This is a genomic window from Escherichia sp. KS167_9B, assembly GCF_030295215.1.
Classification (GTDB): domain Bacteria; phylum Pseudomonadota; class Gammaproteobacteria; order Enterobacterales; family Enterobacteriaceae; genus Escherichia; species Escherichia coli_F.
The window spans coordinates 1,704,468-1,729,419 of sequence record NZ_AP025754.1 but is presented as its reverse complement, the minus strand read 5'-3'; the positions used below and the strand labels follow the sequence as shown (position 1 = coordinate 1,729,419).

Here is a 24,952-nt window from a genome sequence, read left to right as displayed (position 1 = left end):
GGGTGGACTCTTAAAGGGTAGACGCTGATATATAACAGGCAAAAAAAAGCCGACTCATCAAAGTCGGCGTCGTACGAATCAATTGTGCTATGCAGTAATTCAAAAAAGGAAGTAAGACAATATGGAGCGCAACGCCCATCGCTTGACGTTGCATTCACCTGCGAGAGAGATATTGCCCTGAATGGGTAGAGAGTTTATTGACTTCGCTCAAACTTTGCGGCGTTTTTGTATACAGATAGTAGGGAAAATTGCTGTTGTTACAACCATTTACTACGATGCAACCATAAAGCAACACCACCAATAAGAACGACTAACAGAATACAAAAAATTGAAAATCCGAATTGCCACCCGCCACCTGGGATCCCACCAAGGTTGACGCCAAATAACCCTGTCAGAAACGTACTGGGTAAAAAGACCATTGCCATCAACGACATTGTATAGGTACGACGCGCTAAATTTTCCTGCATCACCTGAGCGATTTCATCAGCCATCACGCCAGTCCGTGCTATACAGGCGTCGATTTCGTCAAGCCCGCGCCCAAGGCGATCGGCAATATCCTGCATACGACGGCGTTGGTCATCGCTCATCCACGGCAAACGTTCACTGGCAAGACGAGCATAAACATCACGTTGCGGTGCCATATAGCGACGCATCACAATTAATTGTTTGCGCAACAGAGCCAGGAATCCACGCGGTGGAATTTGTTGATCGAGGAGATTATCTTCAAGGTCGATAATTTTATCGTGCAGCTGCTCAATAAATTCACTGGAATGATCGGTCAACGCATCGCACACATCCACCAGCCATCCCCCGCAATCGGTCGGACCAGTGCCTTCTTCCAGATCGCTTACCACATCGTCCAGGGCCAGCACTTTGCGTTGTCGGGTCGAAACAATTAACCGCCCGTCCATATATACACGCATGGCGACCAGTTGGTCGGGGCGTTCATCGGTGCTGCCGTTTATACAGCGCAATGTAATCAGCGTACCTTCACCGAGACGGCTGACTCGGGGCCGTGTGCTCTCGCCCGCCAGCGCATCACGTACGTTATTGGGAAGCAGCGGTGTTGTCGCCAGCCATTGGGCGCTATCATGGTGTACATAATTAAGGTGGAGCCAGCAGGGATGCGCTTCATCAATCACATCTGTATTTTCCAGCGGTTTAACGCCGCCTCTACCATCCAGCATCCAGGCAAATACTGCATCCGGGACATTAACGTCCGATCCCTTAATCGCTTCCACAGTGCCTCCATCATCAACGCATTATTTTGTAGTCTAGCCTTCTGGCCCTGTTACGCAACATCTCATCACCCCATTACCCTGAAATGATTAATAAAATTCTGTCTAAATTGAATACAAAAAGCAAAATGCTTTTCCATATACAAACCGTGTGAAGTGTTAAATAGCGTCTATCATTATCAGAATTATCTGATCATATGACGTGGCTTTTTTGCGATCGGATAGCAACAAAAATTGATAAAAATAACGGGATCTCAATGATTACGCACAACTTCAATACCCTGGACTTACTCACCAGTCCTGTCTGGATCGTTTCGCCCTTTGAGGAACAGTTAATTTATGCCAACAGCGCGGCGCGACTGTTGATGCAAGACCTCACGTTTAGTCAGCTACGAACCGGTCCCTATTCCGTCTCCTCACAAAAAGAACTACCGAAATACCTCTCCGATCTGCAAAACCAACACGATATTATCGAAATCCTCACCGTTCAACGTAAAGAAGAGGAAACAGCATTAAGCTGTCGGCTTGTTTTGCGAGAGCTGACAGAAGCAGAACCGGTGATTATTTTCGAAGGCATCGAAGCGCCGGCAACGCTGGGTTTAAAAGCCAGTCGCTCGGCAAATTATCAGCGCAAAAAACAAGGTTTTTATGCGCGCTTTTTTCTGACTAACTCTGCACCAATGTTGTTGATTGACCCCTCACGAGATGGCCAAATCGTCGATGCTAACCTCGCCGCGCTCAATTTCTATGGTTATAACCATGAAACGATGTGCCAGAAACATACCTGGGAAATTAATATGCTCGGGCGTCGCGTCATGCCTATCATGCATGAAATCTCGCATTTACCCGGTGGTCATAAGCCTTTGAATTTTGTTCATAAACTGGCGGATGGTTCGACTCGTCATGTGCAGACCTATGCTGGGCCGATTGAAATTTATGGCGACAAGCTCATGTTATGTATTGTGCATGATATTACTGAGCAAAAACGGCTGGAGGAGCAGTTGGAACATGCTGCCCACCATGACGCGATGACCGGATTACTGAATCGGCGCCAGTTTTATCACATTACCGAGCCAGGCCAAATGCAGCACCTCGCCATCGCTCAGGATTACAGCTTATTGCTCATCGACACCGATCGTTTTAAACACATTAACGATCTCTATGGGCATTCTAAAGGTGATGAGGTGTTATGCGCCCTCGCCCGCACTCTCGAAAGTTGCGCTCGCAAAGGCGATTTGGTGTTTCGTTGGGGAGGCGAAGAGTTTGTCTTATTGCTACCAAGAACCCCACTGGATACCGCGCTTTCGCTGGCTGAAACTATCCGCGTAAGCGTGACAAAAGTGAGTATTTCGGGCTTACCACGCTTTACCGTCAGCATTGGTGTGGCGCATCACGAAGGAAATGAAAGCATCGATGAACTGTTTAAACGCGTTGATGATGCTTTGTATCGGGCGAAAAATGATGGACGCAACCGCGTGCTGGCGGCATAAGCCGCGGATGCGTCTCGAGATCAACGACTGCGCTTAGCGTGGCGCTCCCAGTTTTCTTGCTTTGCCTGCGCCGTTTTACGTAGTGCGACGTAACACGCCCCGCTGCCGCCATGATGCGGTAGCGCGGTACAATATGCCTGGACATCATCAAATTCGGTCAACCAGCGCGCCACATAGCTGCGGACAATATTGGCATGCGATTTATCTTCCCGCCCTTTACCATGAATAATCAGCACATTACGCAAACCATCCGCCAGGGCTTGTTGAATGAAACTGAACACCATTTTGCGGCACTCTTCCACCGGCTGGCGCAAAAGATTCAGGCTCGCCTGTTGCGGATATTTACCACTGCGCAGCTTATCCAGCACCCCATGTTGCAACCCTTCCCGCCGAAACTCCAGCAGCTGGCTTAGCGGGATGATGTCGAGAAATCCGGTGGTGAGGAAATTATCAAGTTGCAGCGTGTCGATACGCTGCGGCGCACGTTGGTTACGCGTTGGATGCCAGTGGACATCTATAGCACGTTTCAGCGGCTGGACATCTTCCATGGCGTCAAGAAACAGCGATTTGTCGTCAAGGTTCATGTTACATCCTCCCGCAATTAAGAGCGCGATATGATAACCAGACCGGGTCGGTCCAACAACGTATTACCCAAAATTCCAGTAATAAGTTCCAAATATTGCCGATATTTTAAGCAAAATGCTTATGCATGATTATTCATTCACGATATTAATAATGTAACTTATATTTTCGTGAAATCTGTCACTGAAGAAAATTGGCAACTAAAGGTTAAAACCGTTATAACACAGTCACCGGCGCAGAGGAGACCATGCCGGATTTAAGACGCGGATGCACTGCTGTGTGTACTGTAGAGTCTGGCGGATGTCGACAGACTCTATTTTTTTATGCAGTTTTAACTTTGCAGATAGCCGCATTCTCGCCGAAATTGCGTGATTAATGACGCGGTCAGTGGTGTCTGGCGACTATCACGCCGCTGAATCAAATAATAGGCCGCTTTCGGTAAAATTTCGCTAACCGGCAACATCACCAGCCCCTGTCCGTGCAAGGGATCGCAGCCCATTTCTTCAGGTAGTATGCTGAGAAAATCGCTTTTTGCCACCAGACTGATACAGGCTGAAAACGTCTCGCAGACTACGCCGACCTGTGGCGTTTGCGCCTGATCGTCAAGCAATTCACTCAACTGTTTGTAGTAGCTGCCGTGTGGCGTCGGCATTGTCCAGCTGTAGTCCAGTAACTGTTTGATCGAACGGGCACCAATGGCGGGATGTCCCGGGCGGCAAAAGATCGCGAATTGCTTTTCCAGTAATTTCTCAAAAGTAAATTCGTGGTCGTAGGGTCCCTGATAATAGGTATTGATGGTGAAATCCAGTTCTCCCTGTCGCAATTCATTAATCATCGACACCAGTTGCCCTTCCATAATGCGTACTTTTACCTGCGGATGCTGCTGATGAAAACGAGATATGACAGCTGGCATCAGACTGCGGGAAATACTGGCCCCCATGCCGATATTAATTTGCCCTGCCAGTTGCCCTTGTCGTTGGCGAATATCCTCTTGCGCTGCGCGCAGCTCTTCAAGAATAAGACTGGCGTGCTGATAAAAACTTTCACCGGCATCAGTTAACGTCACGCCTTTACTACGGCGAAAAAAGAGTTGCGCCGCTAACCCTTCTTCCAGCTCCTGAATAGATTTACTCAGTGCCGGTTGCGACATATTCAACATGCGGCTCGCTCCGCGAATGCTGCCCTGACGAGCCACTTCAACAAAAGCCCGAATTTGATGAATTTTTACCTGAAAAGCCATGACGCCACCGATAACCGTTATTTATCAGACCAAAGAAACTGGCATCTACTTTAATGCAGATGATTGTGTCAGGGTAATTTATGAACGGTTAAAACTGTGAAAAATCAGTTAGTGATAAGTAAAAACTATCGCTACGTGAACCGGGTCACACTTTTTACTGATGACGGGAAAGGTTATGGAGTCTTTGAATCAATTTATTAATTCGCTTGCCCCAAAATTATCGCACTGGCGACGTGATTTTCACCACTATGCAGAGTCTGGCTGGGTGGAATTCCGCACTGCTACCCTTGTTGCGGAAGAATTGCACCAGCTCGGTTATTCACTGGCGCTGGGCCGCGAAGTCGTTAATGAAAGTAGCCGGATGGGATTACCTGATGAATTCACTCTACAACGCGAATTCGAGCGCGCTCGTCAACAGGGGGCGCTAGAACAATGGATTGCGGCTTTTGAAGGCGGTTTCACTGGCATCGTCGCTACCCTGGATACCGGTCGCCCCGGTCCAGTGATGGCTTTCCGTGTCGATATGGACGCGCTGGATCTCAGTGAAGAACGGGATGTCAGCCATCGCCCCTATCGCGACGGTTTTGCGTCATGTAACGCCGGAATGATGCATGCCTGTGGTCATGATGGACATACCGCCATTGGGCTTGGGCTGGCGCATACCTTTAAACAGTTCGAGTCCGGACTACATGGCATCATCAAACTGATTTTTCAACCTGCAGAAGAAGGTACGCGTGGCGCGCGGGCGATGGTCGATGCAGGAGTAGTGGATGATGTTGATTATTTTACTGCTGTGCACATTGGCACTGGTGTACCTGCGGGCACAGTAGTGTGCGGCAGTGATAATTTTATGGCAACCACCAAATTTGACGCGCACTTCACCGGGACCGCCGCTCACGCAGGCGCAAAACCAGAAGACGGTCACAATGCCTTACTGGCGGCAGCACAAGCAACTCTTGCGCTGCATGGAATCGCCCCGCACAGCGAAGGGGCTTCCAGAGTAAACGTGGGCGTTATGCAGGCAGGAAGCGGTCGTAATGTGGTTCCTGCCTCGGCGTTGCTGAAAGTGGAAACACGCGGGGCCAGCGATGTCATTAATCAATATGTTTTTGACCGTGCACAACAAGCGATTCAGGGCGCAGCAGCCATGTATGGTGTCGGCGTTGAAACTCGGCTGATGGGTGCAGCTACCGCCAGTTCTCCTTCGCCGCAATGGGTCGCATGGTTACAAAGCCAGGCGGCTCAGGTCGCGGGGGTCAATCAGGCCATTGAACGTGTTGAGGCGCCTGCGGGTTCCGAAGATGCCACATTAATGATGGCCCGCGTGCAGCGACATCAAGGGCAAGCCTCCTATATGGTGTTTGGCACACAGCTGGCGGCAGGTCATCACAACGAAAAATTCGATTTTGACGAGCAGGTTCTCGCTATTGCCGTCGAAACGCTGGCGCGCACCGCGCTTAATTTTCCCTGGACGCGAGGTATCTGATGCAGGAAATCTATCGTTTTATCGACGATGCGATTGAAGCCGATCGCCAACGTTATACCGATATTGCTGATCAAATCTGGGATCATCCAGAAACACGTTTTGAAGAGTTCTGGTCAGCGGAACATCTGGCTTCGGCGCTGGAATCTGCAGGCTTCACCGTGACTCGCAACGTAGGCAATATCCCAAATGCCTTTATTGCTTCGTTTGGTCAAGACAAACCGGTTATCGCCTTGCTGGGGGAATATGACGCCCTGGCAGGTTTAAGTCAGCAAGCAGGTTGCGCGCAGCCTACATCCACGACGCCCGGTGAAAATGGTCACGGTTGCGGACACAATTTGCTGGGAACCGCCGCTTTTGCCGCAGCAATAGCCGTCAAGAAATGGCTGGAACAATATGGGCAAGGCGGCACGGTGCGCTTTTATGGTTGTCCTGGCGAAGAAGGCGGCTCGGGAAAAACGTTCATGGTCCGCGAGGGGTTATTTGATGATGTGGATGCGGCACTCACCTGGCACCCGGAAGCCTTTGCCGGTATGTTCAATACCCGCACGCTGGCAAATATTCAAGCATCATGGCGCTTTAAAGGGATCGCAGCACATGCTGCAAATTCCCCTCATTTGGGACGCAGCGCCCTTGATGCCGTAACGTTGATGACCACTGGCACCAACTTCCTCAACGAACATATTATTGAAAAAGCGCGCGTACACTATGCCATCACAGAGAGCGGCGGGATCTCGCCCAACGTGGTCCAGGCGCAGGCAGAAGTGCTTTATCTTATCCGCGCCCCCGAAATGACCGACGTGCAGCATATTTATGATCGGGTAGCCAAAATCGCCGAAGGTGCGGCATTGATGACCGAAACCACGGTTGAATGCCGCTTCGACAAAGCCTGTTCCAGTTATCTCCCGAATCGCACCTTAGAAAAGGTCATGTACCAGGCTCTGTCCCATTTTGGAACCCCTGAATGGAAATCCGAAGAACTGGCTTTTGCGAAACAAATTCAGGCTACGCTCACCCCCAACGATCGGCAAAACAGTCTGAATAATATTGCCGCAACCGGTGGAGAAAACGGCAAGGCTTTTGCAATACGTCATCGTGAAACGGTACTGGCGAATGAAGTCGCTCCATATGCCGCCACCGATAACGTGCTTGCGGCATCGACTGATGTCGGCGACGTCAGTTGGAAACTGCCTGTTGCCCAGTGTTTCAGCCCCTGTTTCGCCGTCGGTACACCGCTACATACGTGGCAACTGGTTAGCCAGGGGCGAACGTCTATTGCTCATAAAGGAATGCTGCTGGCGGCGAAAACTATGGCAGCAACCACACTCAATCTCTTCAATGTTTCAGGGCTATTGCAAGAATGCCAACAAGAGCATCAGCAAGTTACGGACACGCAACCGTATCACTGCCCTATTCCGAAAAACGTGACACCGTCACCTTTAAAATAACAACAACAACGCAAACACAACAATCGAGGAATGCCCATGAGTATGTCATCCATACCGTCATCCTCCCAATCCGGGAAGCTCTATGGCTGGGTCGAAAGAATTGGTAACAAGGTTCCCCATCCTTTTTTGCTCTTTATCTATTTGATTATCGTACTCATGGTGACGACGGCAATTTTGTCGGCCTTTGGCGTCAGTGCGAAAAACCCGACCGATGGTACGCCAGTGGTCGTGAAAAACCTGCTCAGTGTGGAAGGATTACACTGGTTTTTACCCAATGTGATTAAAAACTTTAGCGGTTTTGCCCCACTAGGCGCGATCCTGGCGCTGGTTTTAGGTGCTGGTCTGGCGGAGCGCGTCGGCTTACTGCCAGCGTTGATGGTTAAAATGGCATCGCATGTGAATGCTCGCTACGCCAGTTATATGGTGCTGTTTATTGCTTTTTTCAGCCACATTTCTTCCGATGCGGCGTTAGTGATCATGCCACCGATGGGTGCGCTAATTTTTCTGGCGGTGGGCAGGCATCCAGTTGCAGGTTTACTGGCCGCCATTGCAGGCGTAGGTTGCGGCTTTACGGCTAATTTACTGATTGTCACAACCGACGTGTTGCTGTCGGGGATCAGCACGGAAGCTGCGGCTGCATTCAATCCGCAAATGCACGTCAGTGTAATTGATAACTGGTATTTTATGGCCAGCTCCGTAGTCGTACTGACGGTTGTTGGCGGCCTGATAACCGACAAAATCATTGAGCCACGGTTAGGTCAATGGCAGGGAAACAGCGATGAGAAACTGCAAACCTTGACCGAAAGTCAGCGTTTTGGTTTACGCATAGCAGGTGTCGTATCGCTACTTTTTATTGCTGCGATTGCGCTGATGGTAATCCCGGTAAACGGTATATTGCGCGATCCGATTAATCACACCGTGATGCCATCCCCCTTTATTAAAGGTATCGTGCCACTGATCATTCTTTTTTTCTTTGTGGTCTCGCTGGCTTATGGCATCGCTACCCGCACAATTCGACGTCAGGCGGATTTACCGCATTTAATGATTGAACCGATGAAAGAGATGGCGGGATTTATCGTGATGGTTTTTCCCCTGGCCCAGTTTGTCGCCATGTTTAACTGGAGCAACATGGGGAAATTCATCGCTGTGGGGCTGACCGATATACTCGAAAGTTCAGGGCTTAGCGGCATCCCGGCGTTTGTCGGTCTGGCGTTGCTTTCCTCTTTCTTATGCATGTTTATCGCTAGCGGTTCCGCAATCTGGTCGATTCTGGCCCCCATTTTCGTACCAATGTTTATGCTACTTGGCTTTCACCCGGCATTTGCGCAAATCCTCTTTCGTATTGCCGACTCATCCGTATTGCCTTTAGCGCCGGTATCTCCTTTTGTTCCACTGTTTCTTGGATTCCTGCAACGCTACAAACCAGACGCGAAACTGGGTACTTACTATTCGTTAGTTTTGCCCTATCCACTTATCTTTTTGGTGGTATGGCTGCTGATGTTGCTGGCGTGGTATCTTGTTGGTCTGCCGATAGGTCCGGGGATTTACCCTCGTTTGTCTTAAGAGAGAACGGATGCTGAGATTACTTGAAGAAAAAATTGCCACGCCACTGGGTCCACTGTGGGTGATTTGCGATGAGCAATTTCGCCTGCGGGCGGTTGAATGGGAAGAGTACAGCGAACGCATGGTGCAACTGCTGGACATCCATTACCGCAAAGAAGGCTATGAACGCATTTCTGCCACCAACCCAGGTGGTTTAAGCGACAAGCTTCGTGAATATTTTGCCGGTAATCTTAGCATTATTGATACGCTTCCCACTGCCACGGGGGGGACGCCATTTCAGCGCGAAGTCTGGAAAACATTACGCACAATCCCCTGCGGGCAGGTAATGCATTACGGCCAACTGGCTGAACAATTGGGCCGCCCCGGCGCGGCGCGTGCCGTAGGTGCGGCAAATGGATCGAATCCCATCAGCATTGTTGTGCCTTGTCATCGGGTCATTGGCAGAAACGGTACCATGACCGGATATGCAGGCGGAGTTCAGCGAAAAGAGTGGTTATTGCGCCACGAAGGTTATCTTTTGCTGTAAACATTAAACAATTTGTGCCAGCTTGTTCACACTTTTATGTAAAGTTACCCTTAACAACTTAAGGGTTTTCAAATAGATAGACATATATTTACATCTAATATCGGAATTCTCTGCTGTTAAGGTTTGCTTAGACTTACTTGCTCCCTAAAAAGATGTTAAAATTGACAAATATCAATTACGGCTTGAGCAGACCTATGATCCCGGAAAAGCGAATTATACGGCGCATTCAGTCTGGCGGTTGTGCTATCCATTGCCAGGATTGCAGCATCAGCCAGCTTTGCATCCCGTTCACACTCAACGAACATGAGCTTGATCAGCTTGATAATATCATTGAGCGAAAGAAGCCTATTCAGAAAGGCCAGACGCTGTTTAAGGCTGGTGATGAACTTAAATCGCTTTATGCCATCCGCTCCGGTACGATTAAAAGTTATACCATCACTGAGCAAGGCGACGAGCAAATCACTGGTTTCCATTTAGCAGGCGACCTGGTGGGATTTGATGCCATCGGCAGTGGTCATCACCCAAGCTTCGCGCAGGCGCTGGAAACCTCGATGGTATGTGAAATCCCGTTCGAAACGCTGGACGATTTGTCCGGTAAAATGCCGAATCTGCGTCAGCAGATGATGCGTCTGATGAGCGGTGAAATCAAAGGCGATCAGGATATGATCCTGCTGTTGTCGAAGAAAAATGCCGAGGAGCGTCTGGCTGCATTCATCTACAACCTGTCCCGTCGTTTTGCCCAACGCGGCTTCTCCCCTCGTGAATTCCGCCTGACGATGACTCGTGGCGATATCGGTAACTATCTGGGCCTGACGGTAGAAACCATCAGCCGTCTGCTGGGTCGCTTCCAGAAAAGCGGTATGCTGGCAGTCAAAGGTAAATACATCACCATCGAAAATAACGATGCGCTGGCCCAGCTTGCTGGTCATACGCGTAACGTTGCCTGATTTTTCCGCATAACTCACTATCCTTCTGTCATATCATTAAATTTTTCTGATTTATTGATCTGACAGAAGGTTCATCACTGTTTCATTCACCAGATATGGGTTAATCTTTTAATTACAAACTGCGTTGACAGTTGTTGTAAGGAGACCCTGTATGGCTATGTATCAGAACATGCTCGTTGTTATCGATCCTAACCAGGACGACCAACCAGCATTGCGGCGAGCTGTTTATTTACATCAACGGATTGGTGGCAAAATTAAAGCCTTTTTGCCGATCTATGACTTCTCATACGAAATGACCACCCTGCTCTCCCCGGACGAACGTACCGCTATGCGTCAGGGCGTCATCAGCCAGCGAACAGCCTGGATCCACGAGCAGGCAAAATATTATCTCAATGCTGGCGTTCCCATTGAAATTAAAGTGGTCTGGCATAACCGTCCATTCGAAGCCATCATTCAGGAAGTGATCAGCGGCGGACACGATTTGGTGCTAAAAATGGCGCACCAACATGACCGTCTGGAAGCGGTGATTTTTACGCCAACGGACTGGCATCTGTTACGCAAATGCCCAAGCCCGGTGTGGATGGTGAAAGACCAGCCGTGGCCGGAAGGGGGTAAGGCGCTGGTGGCGGTGAATCTCGCCAGTGAAGAGCCGTACCATAATGCGCTCAATGAAAAACTGGTTAAAGAGACGATCGAACTGGCGGAACAAGTTAATCATACCGAAGTTCATCTGGTTGGCGCTTATCCGGTAACGCCAATTAATATCGCGATTGAACTGCCGGAATTTGATCCGAGCGTTTATAACGATGCCATTCGTGGGCAACATTTGCTGGCTATGAAAGCCCTGCGGCAGAAATTCGGCATTAATGAAAACATGACACACGTTGAAAAAGGTCTACCAGAAGAGGTGATTCCTGATTTGGCGGAGCACTTACAGGCGGGGATTGTGGTTCTGGGAACGGTCGGACGCACCGGTATTTCAGCAGCATTCCTCGGCAACACGGCGGAACAGGTGATTGATCATCTTCGCTGCGACCTGCTGGTCATTAAACCTGACCAGTATCAGACACCCGTTGAACTGGATGACGAAGAAGACGATTAACGACTCTTCAATAACTGACAAGGCCCGAGTTATCGGGCCTATTTTTTACTTACTGCTCTTCGCCGCCAAGGAAATAAATGCCCAACGGGATTGCCAGCAACACAGTAAAGACCAGGCTATAAACAAAAATCATTGATGACTGAATCACATACATTGATGTCGTCCACTCAGACAGCGGAATATTGTACTGTTCTATCACGCCGCCGATGGTCGCGCGAGTCACAACCGACGCCGCAATAATGAAAACCGCCAACAAACCAAAGAGAAATTTCTTCCCTTTCGCTGACTTCAGTTTCGCCATAATCATGATGTAATCCTTGTGCAGACAAATTTTTTGTTACCTCTATGCAACAATACCATGACATTTCACTCTTGTCTGCTCTGAAAACCTCACCTCTTAGCCGGATTTACAATCAATGCATTGATTTGTTAGCTAATGTTGCTACTTACTTCCCTGACTATTGATGATCTGAATGAATTGTCGCGGTAAAATATCCCCGCCAGGGGTTTCCGGCATGACGACAATTATCTGGAGGAGCCTGATAAAACAATGATCGCTGAACTGTTTACAAATAATGCGCTTAATCTGGTCATTATTTTCGGTAGCTGCGCAGCATTGATTCTGATGAGCTTTTGGTTTCGCCGTGGAAATCGTAAAAGAAAAGGGTTTTTATTCCATGCGGTGCAATTTTTCATCTACACCATAATTATCAGTGCTGTTGGTAGCATCATTAATTATGTTATAGAAAACTATAAACTCAAATTTATCACCCCAGGCGTTATCGATTTTATCTGTACGTCCCTGATTGCGGTTATTCTGACGATTAAACTATTTCTGCTGATAAATCAGTTTGAAAAACAGCAGATTAAAAAAGGTCGCGATATCACCAGTGCGCGGATTATGTCGCGTATCATCAAAATCACCATTATTGTGGTACTTGTTTTGCTTTATGGCGAACATTTCGGCATGAGCCTTTCTGGCTTGTTGACCTTTGGTGGTATTGGTGGTCTGGCTGTCGGTATGGCCGGTAAAGATATTTTGAGTAACTTCTTTTCCGGGATTATGCTCTATTTCGACCGTCCTTTTAGTATTGGCGACTGGATCCGTTCACCGGACAGAAATATCGAAGGTACAGTAGCGGAAATTGGCTGGCGAATTACCAAAATTACGACCTTTGATAATCGTCCATTGTACGTACCGAACTCGCTGTTTTCGTCAATCAGCGTAGAAAACCCTGGACGAATGACCAACCGGCGCATTACCACGACCATTGGTTTACGTTATGAGGATGCGGCAAAAGTGGGCGTTATTGTCGAAGCCGTACGTGAGATGCTGAAAAATCACCTGGCCATCGACCAGCGACAAACCTTACTGGTTTATTTCAACCAGTTTGCTGACTCCTCATTGAATATTATGGTTTATTGCTTTACCAAAACCACGGTATGGGCTGAATGGCTTGCCGCCCAGCAGGATGTTTATTTGAAGATTATCGATATTGTACAGTCACACGGCGCGGATTTCGCGTTCCCAAGCCAGACGCTGTATATGGATAACATTACACCACCAGACCAGGGTCGTTAATTCAGACATCACTGGCGTTACCCACAAGGGTAACGCCAGTTCACATCAATGTTTCACAATATACATAGTCCGGCTATACGCCACATCTTCCGGGTTATTAATGGGATAACCTTTCAGCCACGGTTTGATTAATCGTCCATTGGTATATTGATAAATTGGTGCAATCGGTGCTTGCTCCATGAGGATTTTTTCTGCCGCGTTGTAATCGGCATTACGCGCTTTAACGGTATTTTCCGTCGATGCCTGGGCCAAAACTTTGTCGTAGGCCGGGTTGTTAAAGCGTGAAATGTTGCCTGAATGCGTTGACGTTAATAATGTCAGGAAGGTGGAGGGTTCATTATAATCCCCCACCCACGAGGCGCGGATAACATCAAAATTACCTGTATTACGACTATCGATATAGGTTTTCCATTCCTGATTTTGCAGTTTGACATCTACACCAAGGTTCTTTTTCCACATCGATGCCACAGCAATCGCAATTTTTTGATGGTTTTCTGAAGTATTATACAAAAGCGTCAGCTTCAGCGGTTTTTGCGGACCATAACCGGCTGCGCTCAACAAAGTTTTTGCCTGCGCATTCAGTTCTTCCTGACTCATTTGTTCAAACGGCGAAGGCTCCGGCGTGAATCCGGCAGTAACATCTGGCGTAAAATGCCACGCTGGTTTTTCGCCCGTCCCCAACACTTTTTCGGTCATCAGGCGGCGATCTATCGTCATACTTAATGCCAGGCGAACGCGCTGATCTGCCGTCGGCCCTTTTTGCGTGTTAAACGCATAATAATAGGTCCCGAGCTGCGGCGGCGTATAAACCTGCCCCGGAATATCCTTCAACAGCTTCTGATACATATTTTTCGGGAAGGATTCGGTGATATCAATATCCCCCGCGAGATAACGCTTAGTGGCAGCGGATTCCTGATTAATTGGCAGGAAGGTCACTTTTTGCAGTACCGTTTTGGCGTTATCCCAATAATGGGTATTCGGCACCACGACCAGTTTTTCATTGACTACGCGCTCTTTAAGAACATAAGCGCCATTGCCGATCAGATTTCCGGGTTTCGTCCACTCTTTACTGCTTTCTACGTTGGCTTTTTGCACCGGGAAGAAGGCAAAGTTAGCGGTTAAATTCACAAACCACGGCAATGGTTTATCAAGCTGGATTTTCAAAGTATGGGCATCAACTGCGGTGACGCCAAGCTGGTCAGGCGTGGCTTTACCATCAATAATCGCCTGTGCGTTGTTGATTCCCGCCAGCGCGGCAAACCATGCAAATGGCGAAAGTGTTTTCGGGTCCACCAGACGCTGCCAGCTGTAGACAAAATCTTGCGCCGTTACCGGTGTGCCATCCGCCCATTTTGCGTTATCGCGCAGGGTAAAAGTCCAGATACGGTTGTCATTACTTTTCCACTGAGTCGCAACGCCAGGGACAATCTCCCCTTTCTCGTTCTGATTCACCAGTCCTTCAAATAGATCGCGAATGACCTGAATCTCTGGCAGGCCCACGGCTTTAGCGGGATCCAGCGACGCAGGCTCATCTTTAATGTGGCGCACCAGCTCCTGCTTCTCTGCCAGTACTGTGCCGCTCGGAACTTCTGCAGCATACGAAAGAGAAATGCTGCTGACCAACAGCGCACAACACGTGACTGAAACAGAGTGCTTCATAAGTTTCCCTCAAACCTGCGTTAATAATCATGCGTAATTATTTGTTTCGCCTTAAAGAAATGCAAACAACTTCCGGCAAAAAAGTGATACAAGATCGATAACATAGCGTTGAAGAAAAGGATTTGATAATCCGCAAAATTTGCACAACACTGCCTGTAATACTTCCTGAACCAGAGACGATTATGACCGTAACCCGCCCACGCGCCGAACGCGGCGCATTTCCGCCCGGAACAGAACATTACGGACGTTCATTATTGGGCGCGCCTTTGATCTGGTTTCCGGCCCCAGCCGCCAGTCACGAAAGTGGTTTGATTCTGGCTGGCACCCACGGTGATGAAAACTCTTCGGTCGTGACCCTCTCCTGTGCTCTGCGGACATTGACACCTTCTTTGCGCCGCCATCATGTGGTGCTGTGTGTGAATCCTGACGGTTGCCAGTTAGGGTTACGGGCCAATGCTAATGGCGTGGATTTAAATAGAAACTTTCCGGCAGCAAACTGGAAGGAAGGTGAAACGGTTTATCGCTGGAACAGCGCCGCTGAAGAACGTGATGTCGTTTTACTGACAGGTGACAAACCTGGCTCCGAACCTGAAACTCAGGCGCTGTGCCAGCTTATACATCGCATTCAACCTGCCTGGGTGGTCTCATTCCACGATCCACTGGCCTGTATTGAAGACCCCAGACACAGCGAATTAGGCGAATGGCTGGCCCAGGCGTTTGAATTGCCTCTGGTAACCAGCGTCGGTTATGAAACACCTGGCTCTTTCGGCAGTTGGTGTGCGGATCTCAACCTGCATTGCATCACCGCAGAGTTTCCGCCCATCTCCTCCGACGAAGCCAGCGAAAAATATCTCTTTGCGATGGCAAACTTGCTGCGCTGGCATCCTAAAGATGCAATTCGCCCGTTGTGAACTGAAGCGCCGGTTCCACATCTACCGCCAGCCAGGTCGGTCCGTCAAGATCGGCGAAACTGACCTGCGGCACCAGCGGTAAAGCGGCGCTAATGGCACGAGAGGTACACAACATGCAGCCCAGCATCAGACTAAAACCTTGTGCACGTGCTTCAGTCGCCAGCGCCAGCGCTTCCGTCAGGCCACCCGTTTTATCGAGCTTAATGTTAACCATCTCATAGCGCCCTTTCAGCGCCTTCAGATTGCTACGAGTATGACAACTTTCATCAGCACAAATCGGTAACGGATGAATAAAATTCTCCAGCGCCGCATCGTCCTGCGCAGGAAGCGGTTGTTCAAGCATCGCAACGCCTAAATCCGCCAACAGCTGGCAACGCGCCGCCAACCCTTCTGCACGCCAGGATTCATTTGCATCAACGATCAACGTCGCATCGGGCACAGCCGTGCGAATTGCCACCATCCGCTCACTAATAAGATGGTTATCCAGCTTCACTTTCAGTAATTTCGCGCCTGCCTGCCAGAGTGTTGATGCACTATTGGCCATCTGATCAGGCGTACCGATGACTACCGTCTGGGCAGTGGTGACTGTCTCGGGAAGCGTTATGCCGATCAAATCAGCCAGCGATTGCTGCTGTTTTCGCGCCGCCAGATCCCACAATGCACAATCCAGCGCATTACGTGCTGCGCCGGCAGGGAGAATTTTTTGCAACTCCTCCCGTGTCAGCCCTTTCTCTAATTGCGGCACGACGCTCATAATTTGCGCCATTACCGAGGCATCACTTTCTCCATAACGCGGATACGGCGTGCATTCACCGGTGCCTTTAATACCTTCTTCTTCCAGTTCAACCACCACCACGCGCGCTTCACTACGACTTCCCCGAGCAATCACAAACGGGGTATGTAAGGGCCAGGCTTCCTCAAATACCTTAACGGTTCTCATCTTTACTCCTTGTTGTCGCGGTGGTCTGCGGATTAAGCGCAAATAGCGTTTGCTGTGTTATTGACAGTTAGCATAAACTAGGTGTGACGTTAACTATATGTAAACAGGAAAGATAATCATGTCACAAACCGTTCATTTCCAGGGCAACCCGGTTACAGTCGCCAATTCCATCCCGCTGGCGGGTAGCAAAGCGCAGACTTTTACTCTCGTGGCAAAAGATCTGTCTGACGTCACCCTCGGTCAGTTTGCGGGTAAACGCAAAGTGCTGAACATTTTCCCGAGTATTGATACCGGTGTTTGCGCCGCATCAGTACGTAAGTTTAACCAACTGGCAACCGAGATCGACAACACCGTTGTGCTGTGTATCTCTGCCGATCTGCCGTTCGCCCAGTCTCGTTTCTGCGGCGCAGAAGGTCTGAACAACGTTATCACCCTCTCCACTTTCCGTAACGCTGAATTCCTGCAAGCCTACGGTGTGGCAATTGCTGATGGCCCACTGAAAGGTCTGGCAGCGCGTGCCGTTGTGGTTATTGATGAAAATGACAATGTGATTTTCAGCCAGCTGGTGGATGAAATCACCACCGAGCCGGATTACGAAGCAGCTCTGGCTGTACTGCGCTAAACAACTGTGCCGTTCACTGAATCACCACCGGTGAACGGCAGTTTTTTGATCTACCAGTCCCACTATTTTCCAGAGTTCCTGCCACTATTCCCCCTAACCGTTGTGCATTAAGATTGCTCTTTGCCATTATTGGCCCAGCGGAGTGATGACTATTATGGATGATAAACAAATTACGGTCTGGCTTAAACACAATTGCTGTTCAACGGACATTCCTGCCATTGCCGAGGCACTAACGAACCATGCAGAATGGCTTTTAGAGCTAGCGCCAGATCCTATTGAACAAGGTAGTTCATGTTTACCGCCGACAGCTGCAGCCGGTATTTTTCTTGGCGCAGCGGCGATGGTTCACTGCGGCGAGGCTAGTGGTGCAGAAACCTGGCTCGAAGCAGCCATTACTGATTACCATTTCCTTAATCCAAATGGATATAGTTCATGGAGAGGCAGTACGCCTGTTTTTACAGCAATATCGCGTTACCCGGCATTAAGAATGGTGTTATTTAACGCCGCTTGCGCAATGGAAGACTGGAATAAAGCATCCGCTGTTCTTGAATCGCTTTTCCATGCCAGCGATGTCCCGGAAGATAACCCTGTCGCCCCAAATTTTACCCCTTATGCGCTGAAAGCGTTTATCGCGGATTACCACCCGTTAGGGCCTGCTTATTATGATGAAACCTGGTTGCTGGCAAAACAAGCGTGGTTAATTAATGCGGGCGTTCTGGATGAGCGAACCTGCAATACCTGGAAGCAATATACCCGCCACTTGCGCCATTTGATCCACAATGCACAGTTTGCCGATGCGCTCTCTTTTGTACGCAGTAAAATAGAACCGTTAAATCATATCCATACCTACTCAGACTTTTATCTGTATGCGATTGGTTTATTTTCTTATACTAGTCAGCTAAATGAAGCGCTGACCTGGATAAAACAGTTAATCCACAACAATGATGGTCATTTCTGTGATCTTTTCGTTTCAACTGGCAAAGAGCGCCGAATAAAGCCTGAACTTAGTACCTTGCTGAATAATCTCTTGCACAGCGCAGAGTTTCAGGCGTTGCAGGATAAATATCTCACCGTCGGACATGATGTTGTGCATTCTGGTCCCTTCATGTCAGTTTATGAAAAGGTTCTTGGCGGAAAGTCCCGAAAGCGCTGCGCGATTAGTCGAAAATTAATCTCGCCCGGCGAAGCGGTTTATGAATATCGTCATTTGGATAGTGTGGAATATATTGCAGCGAAAGCGGCCTTTCAGACATCTGAGCTAAATAATATCGCCCACCGGCATCATAATGATAGTTATCAGTGGCATGAATTTGCCGCCCAATGGCCTCGTCGGGGTTCACTTTCTCACCCAGATATTGCCCGTTATTTGTTTGAGCGCCAGGAAGGAAAATGCTTTGATGCCGCAGAGTTTATACAACTGATTGCGGAACCGTTTGTCTTTCCGATGCGTTTCATATGGGTTGCCGGGTTGTCCTTTGAATTACATCAGTATCCGGATGCCTATTTCGTAAATGACAATATGGCGGGTGAATTTGTTAATCTCTGCTGGATGGCTATGAAATGCGGACATGCTGGCGACATTTTCAAACAACTGGCCCACGAGCCGCATGACGTTGCTGACCCTATTTACGCCATGCTCGCCACGTTTGACCGCGCTGATTGCCGTAGCGCGGCCGCCGCGCACTTTGGACAACCGGAACTACCGGAAATAATGGCACTGGCTTTCAGTTCGAGGTTATCGCTCGACAGCGTCCTTACCATCGCTGAGTTTGGTAAAAATCAGCCGCGATTTTCACATGCGCTAGCAACGGCCCTCCTGCGTTACAACCTGCACATCTACTCAAACTATATGCCGCAGGTTAATTGGTACCTTCAGGGGCTGGAACACTATGCTTTGGCAAAAGGCGGTCAACTTTTAAATTTCTTTGTGCATATTCCAGAACAAATTCCCGTTCTGGCGACCATGCTGGAACATGGCGTATTAGTGCGTGGGATCGGTGAAGGTGCCTATGATGGTTATGATAATTCAGCAAATTCATTTCATCATGCCGTCGTGATGCACTGCCTCGCGCACGCGCCGGAAAAAGTCCGCTACTGGATGGAAACACCCTGGATTCAGAACTATTTAGTGAATGCGCCGCTGCGTCAAACGGCGCGCCATGTGGAAGCCTGGCATAAAAAGTTTGGCATCAAATGAACGTTGCCGCTGCGCCTTAACGGCGCAGCCAGCACAATCACTCTTCGCTTTTCTTCTGGTTTAAGCCATATTCCCGCAACTTATTGGCAATCGCGGTATGCGAAACACCGAGACGTTTTGCCAGTTTGCGTGTGCTGGGATAATTGCGATAAAGCTGGGTTAATACCGAGCGTTCAAAACGGCTGGTGATTTCGTCCAGCGAACCTTCCATCGCATCTTCGCCCACGGCTACCGTTGCGGCGTCATAATCCGGTAACAAAATATCCTGTGGACGCAGCTCATAGCCGTCCAGTTGTGTCAGTGCGCGATAGATAGCGTTCTTTAACTGCCGCACATTTCCCGGCCACGCATAACGCGTAAGTACAGTATTCAGGTCAGCGGCCAGTTTCGGACGCGGCACGCCCTGCTCGTCGGCAAAGCGGGCGACGAACAGCTCGGTTAACGGCATGATGTCCTGCGGACAATCACGTAGCGGCGGCAGATTGAGCGTCAACACGTTCAGACGATAATAGAGATCTTCACGGAACACGCCTTTTTGCACCAGTTCGACCAAATTCTTCTGCGTAGCGCAAATAACCCTTACATCGACATGCACTTCATGATCTTCACCAACTCGACGGAAAGTACCATCATTAAGGAAACGCAGTAATTTCGCCTGCATCCGTGGTGACATCTCACCTATTTCATCCAGCAGCACCGAACCACCGTTCGCCTGCTCAAAGAATCCTTTCTTCCCTTCCGGAGCATGACCAAAGAGCTCACTCTCGACCGCATCTTCCGGTATAGACGCACAGTTCAGCGCCAGGTAAGGTTTGCTCGCTCTGGGGCTTGCCTGATGGCAGGCGTAGGCAAAGAGATCTTTACCTGTACCGGTGTCACCCGTAATCAGCAACGGCGCGCTTAGCATCGCCAGTTTCTGCGCCTGTTCGACAACATGCTTCATTTTCGGGCTGACGGCGACAATTTGACTGAAGGCACTGACGTCCTGTGCAGCGACATTCTGCAACTGACGGCCCATACGAATCGTCGAGCGCAACATCACCACCGCACCGGTCAGAACGTGTTGATCATTTTCATCCTGAAGATAAACAGGCGTAATCTCCATCAGGAAATTCTGCCCATTAATAACGACATGCTCGTTATGCGAGTCTTGCGGTTCGCTTTCCAGCCAGCGTAAAAAATTAAAGCCGTTAATTAATTGCGCGGCGGTATGGTTGCGCAGGCGATCCAATTTTTGCCCAAAAAGCTGACAGCTCGCCGGGTTCGCCATATCCACTTTGCTTTTCATATCAACAGAAAGCACAGGTTCAGGCAACGCCTCCAGTAACGCGCTCAACGCCAGATGCTCACGTTCGGAAGGCATCCACGGGACAGTACGCACATCGGTAACACCTGCAATACGGCGTATTTCGGCCATCAGACTGCTGAAGCTCTCAAACTCCAGTTCAGCAAAATTGAGGTAGATTCGCCCAATGGGGTCAATCTCAATACCGCGTAAATCAATGCCTCTTAGCACGAGTAGATCGAGTAATTCGCGGGTCAGACCGAGTCGGTCTTCACAAAAGACTTCCAGACGCATGGGAACCTTCACCTGAAAAAAGAACAATTAATATGATGATATGACACTATTTGGATAGCAGGAAGGTTTCTGTCAACAATAATTGACACAAAGACGGAAAAACGGGCACTTCGGCGTAAAGATATCCGGTCAGCACCCGATATTGCATTATTTTTCGGCAGGAGTTTTGCCTTTTTGCAGCGTCTCTTTCACCTGACCAATAAGCTGGCGACGGAAATCCCCGAGGCGAGGTTTGTCATCGTCAATCCACGGCAGCGGGCGGCAAAGCTCCATAGCTTTAATCCCCAGTCGTGCCGTCAGAAGTCCAGCACCAATCCCCTGAGCTGCGCGGGTAGACAAACGCGCAGCGAGATCTTGCGACATCCAGTCCATCCCCACTTCGCGCACCAGTTCGCTGGCTCCGGCAAAAGCGATATTCAGCAATACCAGCTTAAACAGGCGCAAACGGCTGTAATATCCCAGTTCAATGCCATACAACGTGGCGATGCGATTAATCAAACGCAGATTGCGCCAGGCGATAAATGCCATATCCACCAGCGCCAGTGGGCTAACGGCAATCATTAACGTTGATTCCGCCGCTGAGCGACTGATTTCGCGCCGCGCCTGAGCATCTAAAACCGGCTGGACCAGATGAGCATACAGGCTGACCACTTCACGATCGTTCTGCGTTTCATGGATTGACGCATACCAGCGTTGCAGCGCCGGATGGGACTGATCAATACCCGCCTGCTGCGCCAGTTTTTCACAAAATGCGCGGCCTTTGCCCGTGCCGTGGCTGTGCAATAAATCACGCGCTTCGTCGCGTTCATGGGCGCGCTGTCGCAAGCGCCATAAGCGCCGCCACTCTGTTACCACAGAACCTACGCCAGCGCCGATAATCAATGCCCCAGCGGCACATCCACCCAGCGCTACCCAATCCTGAGTTTGCCAGGCATTCATCGTCCACTGCACGCCCTGTCCGACAACGCTTGCACCAAACAGAGCCAACCCGCCCATCACCATTTTGCGCCACAGGCTGCGTTTCGGACGTAACGCTGCGTCCATCACCGCTTCAACTTGCCCCTCTTCTTCCTGCGCTTCGTCGAGCGTGGCCGGGGCAAAATTTTGCGCCTGATTTTCGTCAAAGGTCTGCTGCGCCCTGAATTTTGGATTCTGATCGACCTCCAGCGGACCGTCGAAATCAATACGTGGTTTTAACGGTTCGGTCATCGCAATTTATCTCCTATTAAAAATTCCAGCGCAGCATCAAGACGAATATGCGGCAGCGGTTTGTCGACATCCATCACCTGCGGACGAAACGCCTCAAACTGGAAGCCTTGCTTATCCCAGAACGCCTGACCAGGCAAACGTGCGGGAACTTCGCCAGGATAAACAGTGAGCGGTGCGCCATCACTGAGTCGATTACCGCGCAGCGCCGGGATTTTCTCACCGTTAACATCAATAATGCCGCTGGTGGTCGCCTGAACTGACGCCAGCCCCAGGCAGTCCATACTGATCCCTTCGAACGCCGCATTTTGCCAGGCATCCTGAATCAGTTGTTGCAGTAATGAAACCATATTGGCGTGCTGATCGATGGTCACATGATCCGCTTTAGTGGCAGCAAACAATAGCTTATCGATAACCGGCGAAAACAAGCGCCGGAACAAGGTACGCTGCCCGTAGTGGAAGCTTTGCATCAGCTGCGTCAGCGCCAGACGCATATCATTGAATGCTTGTGGTCCACTGTTGAGAGGTTGCAGGCAATCCACCAGCACAATCTGCCGATCAAAGCGCAGAAAATGATTTTTATAGAACCCCTTCACCACTTTCTCGCAGTAATAATTAAATCGTTCGCGCAGCATTCCGGCATTGGTGTGCTTGTCGGCCTGTGCAAGTTTTGATTCGCCCCAGGCATCGACATCCGGCCACGGGAAGAATTGCAACGCGGGCGCACCTGCCATATCCCCCGGCAAGACAAAACGCCCAGGCTGAATAAAGTGCAGCCCCTGCTGTTTACAGTGGTGGAGATAATCGGTCCATGCGGCAGCAATGTCTGCAAGACGGTTTTCGTCGGCAGGTGCTAGTGGGTCCAGCCCTTCGCACATCATTCGCCATTTTGCCGACCATTCGCCGCGCTGACCATTGAGTAAGCCCGTCATCTGGCGCGACCAGCTTAAATAGTCCTGCGCCAACATCGGCAAGTCGAGTAACCATTCGCCGGGATAATCCACTATCTCCAGATACAACGTGGAAGTGTCTTTGAAGTGACGCAACAGCGAATCGTTCGATTTATAGCGTAGCGCCAGGCGAATCTCACTGACGCCGCGTGTTGGGGTCGGCCAGGCGGGAGGATCGCCATATAACTGCGCCAGCCCTTCATCGTAGGTGAAGCGTGGAATGCCAAAGTCACGCTGGGGAATGCGTTTTACGCCCAGCAGGCGCTCTTCACGCACCGCACTTAATAGCGGCAAGCGTGCTCCGGCATGAATATTGAGCAACTGATTGACCATCGCAGTGATAAACGCGGTTTTGCCGCTGCGGCTAAGTCCGGTTACAGCGAGGCGCAGATGTCTGTCGACACCCCGATTCACCAGCGCATTAAGTTCATTTTTAAGTCGCTTCATTGCTGTCCTGTGGACCAGAAAAAAATCATTCGTAAGGATATGAATGTGGGGGCCATGCCCTTGATTATCAACTGCCCGTGTTGTCATCTTGAGGCGAACTCCATAAGATGTGCAGCATTCACGTTCGGACGGAGTTCCTGACCTATGTCCCCTACTATTTATGATATTGCCAGGGTTGCCGGCGTATCAAAATCCACCGTATCACGCGTGCTGAATAAGCAAACCAATATCTCCCCGGAAGCGCGCGAAAAAGTGTTACGGGCCATTGAAGAATTACAGTATCAGCCAAATAAACTGGCCCGCGCGCTGACCTCTTCGGGCTTTGATGCCATTATGGTGATTTCTACCCGCTCGACCAAAACTACGGCGGGTAACCCGTTTTTCTCCGAAGTTTTGCATGCCATTACCGCCAAAGCGGAAGATGAGGGTTTCGACGTGATATTGCAGACGTCGCACAACCCAGCTGAAGACTTACAAAAATGTGAAAGCAAAATTAAGCAGAAAATGATTAAAGGCATTATTATGCTAAGTTCGCCAGCAGATGAGTCTTTTTTCGCCCAACTCGATAAATACGATATTCCGGTGGTAGTAATTGGCAAAGTTGAAGGTGAATATGCCCATGTTTATTCTGTCGATACCGATAATTTTGGCGACAGTATTGCGCTGACCGATGCATTAATTGAAAGTGGACATAAAAATATTGCCTGCCTACATGCTCCGCTTGATGTCCATGTTTCGGTTGACCGCGTTAATGGTTATAAGCAAAGTCTGGAAGATCATAATATTGCAGTGCGCAATGAGTGGATCGTTGACGGCGGTTATACCCATGAGACAGCACTGCAAGCCGCGCGGGAATTATTAAGCCAGTCACCGTTGCCTGAGGCAGTGTTTGCTACTGACAGCCTGAAATTAATGAGCATTTATCGTGCGGCGGCAGAGAAAAACATTGCTATTCCGCAGCAGTTAGCGGTGGTGGGTTATAGTAATGAAACGCTGTCGTTTATATTAACGCCTGCACCGGGCGGCATCGATGTTCCGACGCAGGAGTTAGGTCAACAAAGCTGCGAGTTATTATTCCGCTTAATTGCCGGAAAACCGTCACCACAAAATATTACCGTTGCCACGCATATGTCGTTGAAATAAATGCCAGCTACGTTGCCTGAATGCCGGATGCGATGCTGGCGCATCTTATCCGGCCTACATTTATAAACCGGATAAAGTACTCGCGCCGCATCCGGCA

At 49.6% G+C, this 24,952-nt stretch carries 22 protein-coding genes; 12 read left to right on the top strand and 10 right to left on the bottom strand.

What is annotated here, in order from left to right:
• Nucleotides 1–257 precede the first annotated feature (257 nt).
• On the bottom strand, nt 258–1,241 hold the full coding sequence (gene zntB / locus QUE34_RS08695; protein WP_000387388.1) for a zinc transporter ZntB: 984 nt from the start codon (nt 1,239–1,241) through the stop codon (nt 258–260).
• Nucleotides 1,242–1,254: 13 nt separating this feature from the next.
• Complete coding sequence (gene ydaN, locus QUE34_RS08690; RefSeq protein WP_211180494.1) at nt 1,255–1,302, bottom strand: protein YnaN; 48 nt, start codon at nt 1,300–1,302, stop codon at nt 1,255–1,257.
• A gap of 193 nt (nt 1,303–1,495) precedes the next feature.
• Between ydaN and dgcM the strand changes: the two genes are divergently transcribed.
• The gene (dgcM, locus tag QUE34_RS08685) at nt 1,496–2,728 is read left to right on the top strand and encodes a diguanylate cyclase DgcM (RefSeq protein WP_001355263.1); all 1,233 of its coding nucleotides are present in this window, start codon (nt 1,496–1,498) and stop codon (nt 2,726–2,728) included.
• Between the two features lie 20 nt (nt 2,729–2,748).
• Here the strand turns inward: dgcM and smrA are convergent, their stop codons facing one another.
• Nucleotides 2,749–3,312, bottom strand: coding sequence for a DNA endonuclease SmrA (smrA, locus tag QUE34_RS08680; RefSeq protein WP_032302959.1), 564 nt, complete (start codon nt 3,310–3,312; stop codon nt 2,749–2,751).
• Nucleotides 3,313–3,641: 329 nt separating this feature from the next.
• Nucleotides 3,642–4,550, bottom strand: coding sequence for a LysR family transcriptional regulator (locus QUE34_RS08675; protein ID WP_000885454.1), 909 nt, complete (start codon nt 4,548–4,550; stop codon nt 3,642–3,644).
• Between the two features lie 175 nt (nt 4,551–4,725).
• Between QUE34_RS08675 and abgA the strand changes: the two genes are divergently transcribed.
• From abgA to uspE, 6 genes are all read left to right on the top strand, one after another.
• On the top strand, nt 4,726–6,036 hold the full coding sequence (abgA, locus tag QUE34_RS08670) for a p-aminobenzoyl-glutamate hydrolase subunit AbgA (RefSeq protein ID WP_032302958.1): 1,311 nt from the start codon (nt 4,726–4,728) through the stop codon (nt 6,034–6,036).
• Nucleotides 6,036–7,481 carry a p-aminobenzoyl-glutamate hydrolase subunit AbgB gene (gene abgB / locus QUE34_RS08665; protein ID WP_032302957.1) on the top strand — a complete coding sequence of 482 codons (1,446 nt, stop codon included), beginning with the start codon at nt 6,036–6,038 and terminating at the stop codon, nt 7,479–7,481. The genes abgA and abgB overlap by 1 nt, the downstream gene beginning before the upstream one ends.
• Nucleotides 7,482–7,517: 36 nt before the next feature.
• Entirely contained in the window at nt 7,518–9,044 is a 1,527-nt protein-coding gene (gene abgT / locus QUE34_RS08660; protein WP_000062976.1) for a p-aminobenzoyl-glutamate transporter, read from the top strand.
• A 10-nt stretch (nt 9,045–9,054) separates the two neighbouring features.
• A complete protein-coding gene (gene ogt / locus QUE34_RS08655) occupies nt 9,055–9,570 on the top strand; it encodes a methylated-DNA--[protein]-cysteine S-methyltransferase (RefSeq protein ID WP_000945011.1) in 516 nt (171 codons plus the stop codon).
• A 194-nt stretch (nt 9,571–9,764) separates the two neighbouring features.
• A complete protein-coding gene (gene fnr, locus QUE34_RS08650; RefSeq protein ID WP_000611911.1) occupies nt 9,765–10,517 on the top strand; it encodes a fumarate/nitrate reduction transcriptional regulator Fnr in 753 nt (250 codons plus the stop codon).
• Between the two features lie 151 nt (nt 10,518–10,668).
• Nucleotides 10,669–11,619 (top strand): universal stress protein UspE, encoded by a 951-nt coding sequence (gene uspE, locus QUE34_RS08645; protein WP_001262123.1) that lies wholly within the window; start codon nt 10,669–10,671, stop codon nt 11,617–11,619.
• A gap of 49 nt (nt 11,620–11,668) precedes the next feature.
• Here the strand turns inward: uspE and QUE34_RS08640 are convergent, their stop codons facing one another.
• Nucleotides 11,669–11,926, bottom strand: coding sequence for a DUF2534 family protein (locus QUE34_RS08640; protein ID WP_000605090.1), 258 nt, complete (start codon nt 11,924–11,926; stop codon nt 11,669–11,671).
• Between the two features lie 243 nt (nt 11,927–12,169).
• On the opposite strand from QUE34_RS08640, the gene ynaI reads away from it, so the two are divergent.
• A complete protein-coding gene (gene ynaI, locus QUE34_RS08635) occupies nt 12,170–13,201 on the top strand; it encodes a low conductance mechanosensitive channel YnaI (RefSeq protein WP_105268607.1) in 1,032 nt (343 codons plus the stop codon).
• Between the two features lie 45 nt (nt 13,202–13,246).
• Here ynaI and mppA read toward each other — a convergent pair whose 3' ends face one another.
• On the bottom strand, nt 13,247–14,860 hold the full coding sequence (gene mppA, locus QUE34_RS08630; protein WP_000683029.1) for a murein tripeptide ABC transporter substrate-binding protein MppA: 1,614 nt from the start codon (nt 14,858–14,860) through the stop codon (nt 13,247–13,249).
• Between the two features lie 182 nt (nt 14,861–15,042).
• Between mppA and mpaA the strand changes: the two genes are divergently transcribed.
• Complete coding sequence (gene mpaA, locus QUE34_RS08625) at nt 15,043–15,771, top strand: murein tripeptide amidase MpaA (protein ID WP_032184042.1); 729 nt, start codon at nt 15,043–15,045, stop codon at nt 15,769–15,771.
• Here the strand turns inward: mpaA and ycjG are convergent.
• Complete coding sequence (gene ycjG / locus QUE34_RS08620; protein ID WP_032184041.1) at nt 15,746–16,711, bottom strand: L-Ala-D/L-Glu epimerase; 966 nt, start codon at nt 16,709–16,711, stop codon at nt 15,746–15,748. The genes mpaA and ycjG overlap by 26 nt on opposite strands.
• Nucleotides 16,712–16,829: 118 nt before the next feature.
• Here ycjG and tpx point away from each other — a divergent pair, with 118 nt between their 5' ends.
• Nucleotides 16,830–17,333 (top strand): thiol peroxidase, encoded by a 504-nt coding sequence (gene tpx, locus QUE34_RS08615; RefSeq protein WP_032184040.1) that lies wholly within the window; start codon nt 16,830–16,832, stop codon nt 17,331–17,333.
• Between the two features lie 154 nt (nt 17,334–17,487).
• Nucleotides 17,488–19,530, top strand: a complete 2,043-nt coding sequence (locus tag QUE34_RS08610) for a hypothetical protein (RefSeq protein WP_103253635.1) — start codon at nt 17,488–17,490, stop codon at nt 19,528–19,530.
• Between the two features lie 37 nt (nt 19,531–19,567).
• Here QUE34_RS08610 and tyrR read toward each other — a convergent pair whose 3' ends face one another.
• From tyrR to QUE34_RS08595, 3 genes are all read right to left on the bottom strand, one after another.
• Complete coding sequence (gene tyrR, locus QUE34_RS08605) at nt 19,568–21,109, bottom strand: transcriptional regulator TyrR (RefSeq protein WP_032302953.1); 1,542 nt, start codon at nt 21,107–21,109, stop codon at nt 19,568–19,570.
• A gap of 147 nt (nt 21,110–21,256) precedes the next feature.
• A complete protein-coding gene (locus QUE34_RS08600) occupies nt 21,257–22,318 on the bottom strand; it encodes a YcjF family protein (protein ID WP_000138727.1) in 1,062 nt (353 codons plus the stop codon).
• Nucleotides 22,315–23,712: a YcjX family GTP-binding protein gene (locus QUE34_RS08595; RefSeq protein WP_000825801.1), complete on the bottom strand. Its 1,398-nt coding sequence runs from the start codon at nt 23,710–23,712 to the stop codon at nt 22,315–22,317. The genes QUE34_RS08600 and QUE34_RS08595 overlap by 4 nt, the downstream gene beginning before the upstream one ends.
• A 144-nt stretch (nt 23,713–23,856) precedes the next feature.
• Here QUE34_RS08595 and QUE34_RS08590 point away from each other — a divergent pair, with 144 nt between their 5' ends.
• On the top strand, nt 23,857–24,855 hold the full coding sequence (locus tag QUE34_RS08590; RefSeq protein ID WP_032302950.1) for a LacI family DNA-binding transcriptional regulator: 999 nt from the start codon (nt 23,857–23,859) through the stop codon (nt 24,853–24,855).
• The last annotated feature ends 97 nt before the right edge of the window (nt 24,856–24,952 follow it).